Here is a 10,747-nt window from a genome sequence, read left to right on the forward strand (position 1 = left end):
AATACAAAAGCAAGTGGCGAAAAACGGCTCGTTTTTCGCCACTTGCTTTATTTTAGGGACTTATCGGACAGTCCCTTTTTCTTTGGGGAATTTTCGGTCATTAAAGGGGAATCTCGATTCGATGTCGAAAGAAAAAAAGAGAATAAAAAAAGGAAGGGGAAAAAATGAAATTTGAACAATATACATACGAACGACCAAACATGAATGAAATTGAACAGCATTTTCATTATGCTCTTAAACAAATGAAAGAGGCTTCCACTTTCCAAGTGCACATGGAAGCGATTGAAGAAATAAATCAAATTCGACGCGACTTTAATACAATGTATACATTATGCTCTATTCGCTATTCCATTGATACAACGAACGAATTTTACAAAAAGGAACAGGATTATTTGGATGAAGTTAGCCCACAAATGGAAGGTCTTGTTTCTAAATATTATGAGGCGCTCGTCAATTCCAACTATCGAAAAGAACTTGAGAAAAAGTGGGGAACGCATTTATTTCAATTAGCAGAATGTCAATTAAAAACGTTTACCCCAGAAATTATCCCACTTTTACAACAAGAAAATAAATTGGTGACCGAGTACACGGAATTAATTGCGTCTGCCAAAATTATGTTTGAAGGGGAAGAACGCACCTTAGCTCAATTACAGCCGTTTGTTGAATCACCAGATCGGAATATGCGAAAACGAGCCATTGAAGCACGATTTTCGTTTTTTGCCGAGCACGAAGAAAAATTGGATCAGTTGTATGATGATTTAGTAAAAGTACGTACAGAAATCGCTCACAAATTAGGGTTTAAAAACTTCATCGAACTCGGTTATTTACGTTTACAACGGACGGATTATGATGCGTCCATGGTAAAAACATATCGAGAGCAAATAAAACAACATATTGTTCCGCTTGCCACTGAATTACGGAAAAGACAAGCAAAGCGCATCGGTGTGGATGAACTGAAATTTTATGATGAAAGCTTTAATTTTCCGTCAGGGAACGCTCAGCCAAAAGGAGATGCTACTTGGATTTTGCAGCATGGCAAAACGATGTATCATGAGTTGTCCAAAGAAACAAAAGAATTTATTGACTTTTTGTTAGACCGTCATCTTATGGATGTAGAAGCGAAAAAAGGAAAAGCAAGCGGAGGTTATTGTACGTATATAGATAATTATCAAGCACCGTTTATTTTCTCTAACTTTAATGGAACTTCTGGTGATATTGATGTGTTAACCCACGAAGCTGGACATGCGTTTCAAGTGTATTCAAGTAGACATTTTACCGTTCCAGAATACTTGTGGCCAACATTGGAAGCTTGTGAAATTCACTCCATGAGCATGGAATTTTTTACATGGCCGTGGATGCACCTATTTTTTGAAGAAGATACCGATAAATATAAATTTACGCATTTAACAGGTGCGCTGTTATTCTTACCTTATGGTGTAGCGGTGGATGAATTTCAACATTTCGTTTACGAACATTACGAAGCATCTCCTGAAGAGCGTAAGAAAAAATGGCGGGAACTTGAACAAACGTATTTACCGCACCGTGATTACGATGGATTGGATTATTTAGAACGAGGGGGCTTCTGGCAACGCCAAGGGCATATTTATAGCGATCCATTCTATTATATTGATTACACTCTAGCGCAAATATGTGCCCTTCAGTTTTGGAAAAGAAGTCAAGAAAACCACGATCAAGCATGGGAGGACTATCTTCACTTATGTCAACTTGGTGGCAGTCTACCGTTTACCGAATTAGTAAAAGAGGCGAAATTATTGTCCCCGTTTGCAGAAGGGTGTGTGGCTTCTACGATTCAACCAATACGAGAATGGTTAAATCAAATCAACGACAAAGCCTTATAACCAAAAAAGCTGATTCCATGTTGAATGGGGAATCAGCTTTTTTTTTGGCGGATTATGTGTAGCGATGAAAGAAAAGTGCTTTTTTCACTTCTAATTAACTGGCTTGGACATATGGTAGAAGTATAGGGTGGGAAACGATTCGAAAGTGGGGAACGTGATGAGTAATCGATTGAGTGGCGCCATTCAAGTGGCGGCTGTATATATTGGAACGGTAGTTGGTGCTGGATTTGCGACAGGGAGGGAAATAGTCGAGTTTTTTACTCGTTTTGGCTTTATTGGTTTTTTATCCATTTTATTAAGTGGTTATTTATTCATAATGATGGGCACAAAATTAATGGAACACGCTATTGAGATTCAAGCTCAATCGTATGAAGAATTTAATGAATATCTATTTGGGCGGAGACTCGGAAAATGGATGAATGTATTAGTCATGTTGATGTTACTTGGAGTAGGTTCGGTTATGCTTGCAGGAGCTGGAGCAGTTTTTACCGAACAGCTCGGATTACATAAAGAAATTGGAATTGGCTTAACAATTGGGTTAGCCTTTATTGTGATGATGGTTGGGGTCAAAGGGCTATTTCTTGTCAACACATTCGTCGTTCCCCTCATGATTTTATTTAACTTCCTGTTAATGATTTATTCTATTCAATCGGCAAACTTTACCACCTCTTTTTTGATGATTCCTTTTGCAGAAGATGGATGGAAATCGGTCGTTGCTCCGTTTTCTTATACTGCGTTTAATTTATGCTTAGCCCAAGCCGTTCTCGTGCCCATTGCCACTGAAGTTAATGATAAAAAAACCATTCGTTTAGGTGGATGGTTAGGAGGAGGATTTTTAACAGTTATTTTAATTACTAGCCATATGACACTTGTTACCTTACCGAACGTTCATTTATACGAAATTCCAATGGCTATTGTGATGAAAGGCGCAATCCAATTTCTTTATTGGATTTATGTATTTATTATTTTTGCGGAAATTTTTACTTCGGTTATCGGGAACAGCTACGGGTTAGAAAAGCAATTAAGGGCCCATGTTCCCCTGCATAGCATGTGGATTTATGGAGGGCTATTTACGATTATGACGATCATTAGTCAGTTGGATTATAGTATGTTGTTATCGTTGTTATATCCACTATTTGGGTACGTCAGTTTATTGTTTTTAATCATATTATGGATAAAGCCAAAGGTAAGGACGTAAAGGCTCCGCATAACCTTACAAACTTTCCCCAAAATTTGATGGACTAATCAGAGGCTATTGTGTCAATGTGTTTGTATTTTTTATAGGCAATGTTTTATGTCATAGTTGATTTTTGTTATTCACATGAAGCGAAAGGTGGCGACTCCAGCGGGAACAAGAAGCCGCAAGACCCATACTTGAGCGTAGCAAGGGAAGCGGCTTGCGGCTTGCCCGCGGAAAGCGTCCGCCACAAGCGAAATGTATAATTATCAATAGTATCGTTTAACAGAGCCTTTTTATAAAGAATTCTCCAGATATAAATAAGGACGCCGACAGACCATCGGCGTCCTTTTTAATGGAAAGGAAAGACGATAAATATAAGGATATCTACTACAAGATGGGAAACAATAAGCAACGGAATGCTTCGTTTCCATTCAAATAATGCTCCCCAAACAAGTCCACCGACGAAAGCGGCAATCATTAACGCCCATTTTCCAGCATACCAAAACACCGAAGCACCTAAGAAAGAAGCAATGATTATTGCGAGAGCAGGTTGAAAGTATCTTGACAATCGTTTTTGGACAAAGCCACGCCAAAAAATTTCTTCCCCTGGAATCAAGACGAGGAATAACACAATGAAATGCCAAAGTTGCATTGGTTTGTATCGATTATATAGCCAAGCAACATCTTTTTTTATTGTTGATGATAATGCTGATAATACTTCATAGCCAATCCAAAAAATGAGATATATAAGGATTCCTGATATGATTCCGTACACAATGTACGTCGGCGCAGGTAGGTGATCGTCAATCGATTCGTTTAAAATGGTATAGCTAATAAGAAACAATAAGGCGGCACCGTACAGATACCAAAAGACATCTTTGTCAATAAACGTTAAATAGAGGAGGATATGCGCTAACCCGATAGAAATCCAAAGTTTAATATCCGTTGCGCATTTTTTCATATGGAAATCTCCTTTCTGAAAAGTCAACCACTATTTTAACAAACTTCTACCCGAAAGTGGAAGGGAAAGGGCGAATTTTTATTTTTGTAACTTTTCATAAAAAGGAGATGCTAAGAAAGGAAAGGAGGAATAAACGGATGACACAGTCGAAACGAGAAAAAGAGCGGCAATGGAACGTTCGAAAACAAAATCAGCGACCACATGGAAAGGTCGCTTCGAAGAAAGAATTAGTTGATAAAGAGTAAATGCTTTTATCATGGCCTTTATGGGAAGGTCTCTTGTATAAAGGCCATGATAAACAGCTAAACTGATGGTGTCCAATGAAGTCCTTATTAAAAATGATCGGCAGACTCCTTTATAATCTTGTAATTTTTATGGTTTACAACTGTCTTTTCTTCTAAATCAAGTTCGCGATAATTCTCCATATATGTTAAATCAACGATCACTGAATTTTCATTCACTTTCTCCACAATTCCTTGTAAACCATTTTTAAATTCAATCACATTTCCAACTGTAGCAATTTTCAATGAACTCGCTCCTTATACATAATATTTACATACAAGTTTGCCTTATTTTTTAAAAAAGGTAAATACTTTCCGTTGCATTTATTTTAATTTTTTTCAAAAATAACAAAATTGTAGACAAAATGAAATCATTTTCTTATATTATTTAGTATTACGAAATAATCAAAGGAGAACGATTCGTTATGTGGAGAAATCGGAATGTATGGATTTTACTTTTAGGGGAAGGAATTGCTGGCCTTGGTATGTGGGTCGGAATTATTGGTAATCTAGAATTTTTACAACAACATGTTCCCTCGGACTTCATGAAATCGCTCATATTATTTGCAGGGTTATTTGTAGGCGTCCTATTTGGACCTTATGCTGGAAAAGTGATTGATCGTTCTTCGAAAAAAACGGTTATGATTGTTTCTAGTGTTGCCCGATCGATGTCGGTCATGTTTATGTTTGTTGCCATTTCAACTGGTCAAGTATGGTGGATGGTGATGTATATGCTCGGCATCGGCATATCTGCAGCATTTTATTTTCCTGCGTTACAGGCTGCCATACCACTCATTGCAAAAGAAGAGGAGTTACTTACGTTAAATGGCTGGCATATGAATATTGGCACGATTGCTAGAATTGTTGGAACAGCTTTAGGAGGAATATTAATTATAGCGATTCCTCTTTCTACCGTATATATCATCACACTTGGCTCTTTTTTATTTGTCGCTCTTACCTCTTTTCTATTACAACTACCAAACGATCAAAACAGGTCGTACAAACAAGAAAAACAAGAGAGCTTTACTGTATTATGGCCCCTCATCAAGAAAAATCGTCCGGTATTTACAGGCCTTGTCTTAATGCTTGTTCCTATTGGATTTATCGGAAGCTTTAATTTGATGGTGTTAAAAATTAGCGAGATGCTGCAAGATCCAGCAATTAAAGGATGGCTTTATACAACGGAAGGAGTTATGTTTATGCTTGGAGCATTTATGATAAGGAGAGTAGCCGTAAAGCTTCCCCACCTTTCATTATTAATTGGAGCTGCTTTTTTCATTTCATTGGCTCAAATGTCCCTTTATTTTGCTGAATACCATCCGATGGCCATCGTTTCCTTTGGTGTTTTTGGATTCGCTGCTGGATCGTTCTTTCCTATTGCTGCGACACTTTTTCAAAAATCGGTCCCAAAAGATTATCATGGTCGTTTCTTCTCATTTCGTAATATGATGGACCGCATTTTATTTCAATTCGTATTAGTAAGTTCCGGATTTTTCTTAGATACGATTGGGTTTCAAATCATGGTGCTGCTCTTTGGGGTCTCTTCATTTTTCTTAACGTGTATTGTTTTAGGAAAACACGTAAAAAAGGTGGATAAGAATTTACCCCAAACGATGTAAAGGGTTTTATAATAACGGTGGAGGGATGGAGATGACAGAAGAACAAGCGAAACAAATCATTGAACAGCTGCGTCAACGAAAGATAGAAGAATATATGGTACAAAAAGAAGACTTCCTCGTTTTTCGTAGCGTCTTAGTGGCTCAAGAAGATTTTAAACATTTTCGAGGAGAGGCCCAGCGTGGGGGACACGTCTTATTCACATATTTAGATACCCCTAGAAGTTAATGACAAAACATGCTCGCATTAGGCGGGCGTCTTTTTTTTTTGGACAAAATGAAGTTCGAAAATTATCAGAAAAAGAAATAATAGTAGGATATCTTAAAGAGAAATAAAAAAATGTTATTTTTTGAAAAAATTAGGAAAATTTTGTATAATTATAATAGAAAGGAGGATGAATATGGCTGTTTCAGTTCAACCGTATGTTGTGTCTGAAACTACGATGGCAATTATACCTGAATATTCTGAAAAAGGAGTTGTCAAAATATTTGACGTTCAAGGTATTTATTATGAAAACGTCAAACCGATTCAGTTGTTGAACCAAGCTTGTATGGCGAGAGGTTCCAGTTATGACGGAAGAATTCAAGCTGTTCGAAACAGGCTTAACTACTTTCGAAAAACCCCATTAACGATTTGTCCAAATGAGTGTATTTTTACCTTTCCAACCAAATCCCACATCGAGCATGACTGTTATTGGATCTTCCCAAGGCATATTCAACAGATTTGTCATTTTGAAGGCATTCCCATTATTCAATTTCAAAACGGAGAGCAACTTATGTTAAATTGTTCCATATTTACGCTGCATCGCCAAATTGAACGAACCGCTAATTGTATGTTTCATTTTTCAAAGCCACCTTCGCTCCAAATCTTTTACTTACCTCCTAAACCTCTTGGACGTACATAAAAGAAAAACCGCCTTTATTACACTTGGACAAAATAAAGGCGGTTTTATTGAATAGAATGAGAAGTGCTCTATTTTGTTTCTTTTATATAGCATACATTCTATCCTTACTTTTTTTTATTAAAAGATGTTTTCAACTATTTCATTGAAGAACAAATGTAAAACAATAGCGTAATCAATGAATTTGTTAAAGTTTTTTGAAGGTGTTCTTTTAACGATTATCTAATTCATATAGTAGGAATAAAAACAAAGGGGTGGTAAATAGATGAGGAGGGAAATGGGACAAGCGCTAAAGGTGAAGGAAACTGTTCTTCATCTGATTCAAGAGTTGTTAAATGATCAAAAAGTATTCACTGAACAAGAATTAAAAGCGGCGGTCGAATTATTGGCAAGGGGAATGTGCGACATGGTGAATGTATATACGAATACGATGGAAGATCATGAAACGGTTCTAAAAGGAACGATAGTAAAAGTAAAAATAGCAAATAATATTGTCAAAGGTGTTTCTAAAACAATCGTTAAATAAGAAAGTTGTTCAAAGAATATTCCTTTTTTTTTAACCAATTATCGTCTAATATCATTGAGTATCTTCGCTGGACATGATATTCTAAAACATTGGAAGGATAATGACTTGCTTGATTCGAACTAGCTTTCGACGATAGCTAACGATCGAAGCAAGCATTATTAGACAAAATAGAAAAAGGAGAAGATGCAAAATGTTACAAAAAACGTTTAAGGTTATTGCAGATACTGGAATTCATGCGCGTCCAGCGACATTACTTGTTCAAACAGCTAGCAAATTTAATTCTGACATTCAACTAGAATACAAAGACAAAAAAGTGAACTTAAAATCCATTATGGGCGTTATGTCTCTAGGGGTTGGTCAAGGTGCAGAAATCACAATTTACGTAGATGGCAGCGACGAACAAGAGGCGCTTAATAGCTTGGAGGAAACATTAAAAAGCAAAGGGTTAGCTGAATAAATGGCTAAAGTATTACTTGGTAAGCCCGCTTCGAATGGAATCGCGATCGCGAAAGCTTACCGGTTAATTGAACCGGATTTAACAGTTAATAAAACTTCTATCGAAAAAGTTGAGGAAGAGGTATCTCGCTTTCGAAGCGCTGTAGAGCAAGCGAAAGAAGAGCTTGAAGCGATTCGCGACCATGCGAAGGAACATCTTGGAGAAGATAAAGCGGAAATTTTTGAAGCACATATTCTTGTACTAAGTGATCCCGAGCTATTAACAGCCATCGAAGATAAAATTTCTTCAGAAAGTGTCAATGCCGAGTTTGCGTTAAAAGAAGTATCGGACATGTTTGTTACGATGTTTGAACAAATGGATAACGCATACATGAAGGAACGGGCAGCAGATATTCGCGATGTGACGAAACGAGTGTTAAGTCACTTGTTAGGTGTTCAATTACCAAATCCGAGTCTTATTTCTGAAGAAGTCATTATTATCGCTGAAGATTTAGCACCTTCAGACACAGCCCAGTTAAATAAAACGTATGTAAAGGCATTTACTACCGATATTGGTGGAAAAACATCTCACACGGCGATTATGGCACGTTCTATGGAAATTCCAGCTGTCGTTGGAACGAAAACAGCGACGAAGGAAATCGAGCACGGTGACCTTGTCATTGTTGATGGAATTAAAGGGGAAGTACATGTAAACCCAACGCCGGAAGTTGTGGAAAAGTATAAGAAAGAACAAGCAGCCTACGAAGAACAGAAAAAAGTGTGGGCGAAGCTCTTACATGAAAAATCCATTTCAGCAGACGGTCATCAAGTAGAACTAGCAGCCAATATTGGTACACCTGATGATTTAGAAGGGGTCATTAATAACGGTGCGGAAGGTATTGGGTTATTCCGGACGGAATTTTTATACATGGGTAGAACAGAACTTCCTTCTGAAGAAGAGCAATTCGAGGCTTATAAAACGGTATTAGAAAAAATGGAAGGTAAACCGGTTGTCGTTCGTACGATTGACATCGGTGGAGATAAAGAGCTACCATATTTAAACCTTCCGAAAGAAATGAACCCGTTCTTAGGATTTCGGGCAATTCGTTTATGCTTAGAAGAACAAGAAATGTTCCGAACACAATTGCGCGCATTACTACGAGCAAGCGTTTACGGAAACTTAAAAATTATGTTCCCAATGATTGCTACCTTGGATGAATTACACCAAGCAAAGGCCATTTTATCCGAGGAAAAAGAAAAGTTAGTAAGCGAAGGGGTTCAAGTAGCCGAACAAATTGAAGTAGGAATGATGGTCGAAATTCCGTCTACAGCAGTGATTGCAGACCAGTTTGCGAAAGAAGTAGACTTTTTCAGCATCGGTACCAATGACCTAATCCAGTACACATTTGCTGCTGACCGAATGAACGAACGTATTTCTTACTTATATCAACCGTATCATCCAGCCATTTTGCGCTTGGTGAAAATGGTTATTGACGCCGCTCATAAAGAAGGAAAATGGGTTGGAATGTGCGGTGAAATGGCAGGAGATGAAACTGCTATTCCTATTTTATTAGGACTAGGTTTAGATGAATTCTCTATGAGTGCAACTTCCGTTTTAAAAGCTCGTTCGCAAATCCGTCAGTTGAACAAAGCAGAGATGGAACAATTAGCAAATAACGTATTGCAATTAGCTACAACAGATGAAGTCATTCAAGCCGTTCAAAAAGCTATTCATAAAAAATAAAAGTCTCCCAAAAACCGGATGGACACTTCCATCCGGTTTTTGGTTCACATTCCAACCTAGAGTTGTTTGTTGGAAACGCTTCCATAGATAAGTACAAATAAATAAGGACTAAGAGAGTGAATACGTTAATTATTATAAAGGATGAAAGCGCTTTTTTAAAGAGGAAAATGAAGAAAAATGTCATTTTGTAAATATTTAGGAGGTGAACTATTCTTTGAAGGAGTTTTTTAATTGAAAGCGAACATAAGAAAAGGGAAAATTCTATAAAGGGGGAGTGGTATGATGGGAAAATTACAAAACAAAAATGCACTTGTATTAGCTTCTAGTCAAGGGTTAGGAAAAGCGATTGCCGAACAATTTGTTCTTGAAGGGGCAAATGTCATGATCGCTAGTCGGAGAGAACAAGAGTTGGCTAGCGTATGTGAGGAATTAAAAGCCCTAGGAGAAGGAAAGGTTTCCTATTGTCGCTGTGATGTGACGAAAAATGAAGATATTCAACGTTTAATAAATAAGACGATTGATACATTTGGTTCAATGGATATTTTAGTCAATAACTCTGGTGGTCCAAAAGCAGGTAGCTTTGAGCAAATGGAGGATGAAGATTGGCAAACTGCATTTGAACTCAACTTACTATCATACATCCGCACCATTCGAGAAGCGTTGCCTTATATGAAAAAAAGCGGCGGAAAAATTATTAACATTGCATCTTCTTCTATTAAAGAGCCGATTCAAGGACTCATTTTGTCCAATACGTTCCGAACAGGGATTGTTGGATTATCAAAAACACTTGCTACTGAATTAGCTCCATATAACATTTTAGTAAATACAGTAGCACCTGGACGAATTGCAACCGATCGTGTTCGTCATTTAGATGAAGTACGTGCGGAAAAATTAGGTGTTTCGGTTGAGCAAGTAGAAAAGGAGATAAAGGCCCAAATTCCGCTAAACCGATACGGTACACCAGAGGAGTTTGCAAAGGTAGTTACCTTTTTAGCTTCTGATGAAAATACATATATGACGGGGCAAAGCTTTTTAGTAGATGGTGGAATGGTTAAATCGATTTAAGTGTTAGGTGTCTTTTTAAAAACAGGGACCGTTTATATGAACTGCACCCCTTAAAGTAGAGGTTGAAAAACCCCCTAATGGGCAACATTTACTTTAAGGGATGATTTTTATGGCCAAAAAAGGGCAGAAGTTCCAAATATACACATTTGAAATGAAATTGGAAGCAGTAAAAATGAAA

11 protein-coding genes are annotated in these 10,747 nt (G+C 37.4%); 9 read left to right on the forward strand and 2 right to left on the reverse strand.

All coding sequences use genetic code 11. From position 1 onward, the window contains the following. Positions 1-164: 164 nt before the first annotated feature. Together H0Z31_15360 and H0Z31_15365 are read left to right on the forward strand one after the other, a co-directional pair. Complete coding sequence (locus H0Z31_15360) at positions 165-1,859, forward strand: M3 family oligoendopeptidase (GenBank protein ID MBO8178801.1); 1,695 nt, start codon at positions 165-167, stop codon at positions 1,857-1,859. Between the two features lie 157 nt (positions 1,860-2,016). Further along, on the forward strand, positions 2,017-3,057 hold the full coding sequence (locus tag H0Z31_15365; GenBank protein ID MBO8178802.1) for a hypothetical protein: 1,041 nt from the start codon (positions 2,017-2,019) through the stop codon (positions 3,055-3,057). Positions 3,058-3,388: 331 nt separating this feature from the next. Here the strand turns inward: H0Z31_15365 and H0Z31_15370 are convergent, their stop codons facing one another. Together H0Z31_15370 and H0Z31_15375 are read right to left on the reverse strand one after the other, a co-directional pair. Next, on the reverse strand, positions 3,389-4,000 hold the full coding sequence (locus H0Z31_15370; protein ID MBO8178803.1) for a CPBP family intramembrane metalloprotease: 612 nt from the start codon (positions 3,998-4,000) through the stop codon (positions 3,389-3,391). 332 nt (positions 4,001-4,332) lie between these two features. Continuing rightward, positions 4,333-4,527 carry a DUF2187 family protein gene (locus H0Z31_15375; GenBank protein ID MBO8178804.1) on the reverse strand — a complete coding sequence of 65 codons (195 nt, stop codon included), beginning with the start codon at positions 4,525-4,527 and terminating at the stop codon, positions 4,333-4,335. Positions 4,528-4,706: 179 nt separating this feature from the next. On the opposite strand from H0Z31_15375, the gene H0Z31_15380 reads away from it, so the two are divergent. From H0Z31_15380 to H0Z31_15410, 7 genes are all read left to right on the forward strand, one after another. After that, on the forward strand, positions 4,707-5,900 hold the full coding sequence (locus tag H0Z31_15380) for an MFS transporter (protein MBO8178805.1): 1,194 nt from the start codon (positions 4,707-4,709) through the stop codon (positions 5,898-5,900). Between the two features lie 31 nt (positions 5,901-5,931). Further along, positions 5,932-6,126, forward strand: a complete 195-nt coding sequence (locus H0Z31_15385; GenBank protein ID MBO8178806.1) for a hypothetical protein — start codon at positions 5,932-5,934, stop codon at positions 6,124-6,126. Positions 6,127-6,298: 172 nt separating this feature from the next. Beyond that, entirely contained in the window at positions 6,299-6,802 is a 504-nt protein-coding gene (locus tag H0Z31_15390) for a competence protein ComK (GenBank protein MBO8178807.1), read from the forward strand. A 262-nt stretch (positions 6,803-7,064) separates the two neighbouring features. Beyond that, positions 7,065-7,325, forward strand: a complete 261-nt coding sequence (locus tag H0Z31_15395; protein MBO8178808.1) for a hypothetical protein — start codon at positions 7,065-7,067, stop codon at positions 7,323-7,325. Positions 7,326-7,515: 190 nt separating this feature from the next. Continuing rightward, positions 7,516-7,782: a phosphocarrier protein HPr gene (locus H0Z31_15400; GenBank protein ID MBO8178809.1), complete on the forward strand. Its 267-nt coding sequence runs from the start codon at positions 7,516-7,518 to the stop codon at positions 7,780-7,782. Next, complete coding sequence (gene ptsP / locus H0Z31_15405; protein MBO8178810.1) at positions 7,783-9,504, forward strand: phosphoenolpyruvate--protein phosphotransferase; 1,722 nt, start codon at positions 7,783-7,785, stop codon at positions 9,502-9,504. Between the two features lie 279 nt (positions 9,505-9,783). Further along, complete coding sequence (locus tag H0Z31_15410) at positions 9,784-10,569, forward strand: SDR family oxidoreductase (protein ID MBO8178811.1); 786 nt, start codon at positions 9,784-9,786, stop codon at positions 10,567-10,569. Positions 10,570-10,747: the final 178 nt, after the last annotated feature.

Origin of the sequence: Bacillus sp. (in: firmicutes) (genome assembly GCA_017656295.1) — a bacterium.
In the GTDB taxonomy this organism is placed as follows: Bacteria; Bacillota; Bacilli; order Bacillales; family JACDOC01; genus JACDOC01.

What these genes read in the sequence shown, in the direction of transcription:
- ptsP (MBO8178810.1), top strand. Translation starts at nt 7,783, where the DNA reads ATGGCTAAAGTATTACTTGGTAAGCCCGCTTCGAATGGAATCGCGATC.
- H0Z31_15370 (MBO8178803.1), bottom strand. Translation starts at nt 4,000, where the DNA reads ATGAAAAAATGCGCAACGGATATTAAACTTTGGATTTCTATCGGGTTA.
- H0Z31_15390 (MBO8178807.1), top strand. Translation starts at nt 6,299, where the DNA reads ATGGCTGTTTCAGTTCAACCGTATGTTGTGTCTGAAACTACGATGGCA.
- H0Z31_15385 (MBO8178806.1), top strand. Translation starts at nt 5,932, where the DNA reads ATGACAGAAGAACAAGCGAAACAAATCATTGAACAGCTGCGTCAACGA.
- H0Z31_15395 (MBO8178808.1), top strand. Translation starts at nt 7,065, where the DNA reads ATGAGGAGGGAAATGGGACAAGCGCTAAAGGTGAAGGAAACTGTTCTT.
- H0Z31_15400 (MBO8178809.1), top strand. Translation starts at nt 7,516, where the DNA reads ATGTTACAAAAAACGTTTAAGGTTATTGCAGATACTGGAATTCATGCG.
- H0Z31_15360 (MBO8178801.1), top strand. Translation starts at nt 165, where the DNA reads ATGAAATTTGAACAATATACATACGAACGACCAAACATGAATGAAATT.
- H0Z31_15410 (MBO8178811.1), top strand. Translation starts at nt 9,784, where the DNA reads ATGATGGGAAAATTACAAAACAAAAATGCACTTGTATTAGCTTCTAGT.
- H0Z31_15365 (MBO8178802.1), top strand. Translation starts at nt 2,017, where the DNA reads ATGAGTAATCGATTGAGTGGCGCCATTCAAGTGGCGGCTGTATATATT.
- H0Z31_15380 (MBO8178805.1), top strand. Translation starts at nt 4,707, where the DNA reads ATGTGGAGAAATCGGAATGTATGGATTTTACTTTTAGGGGAAGGAATT.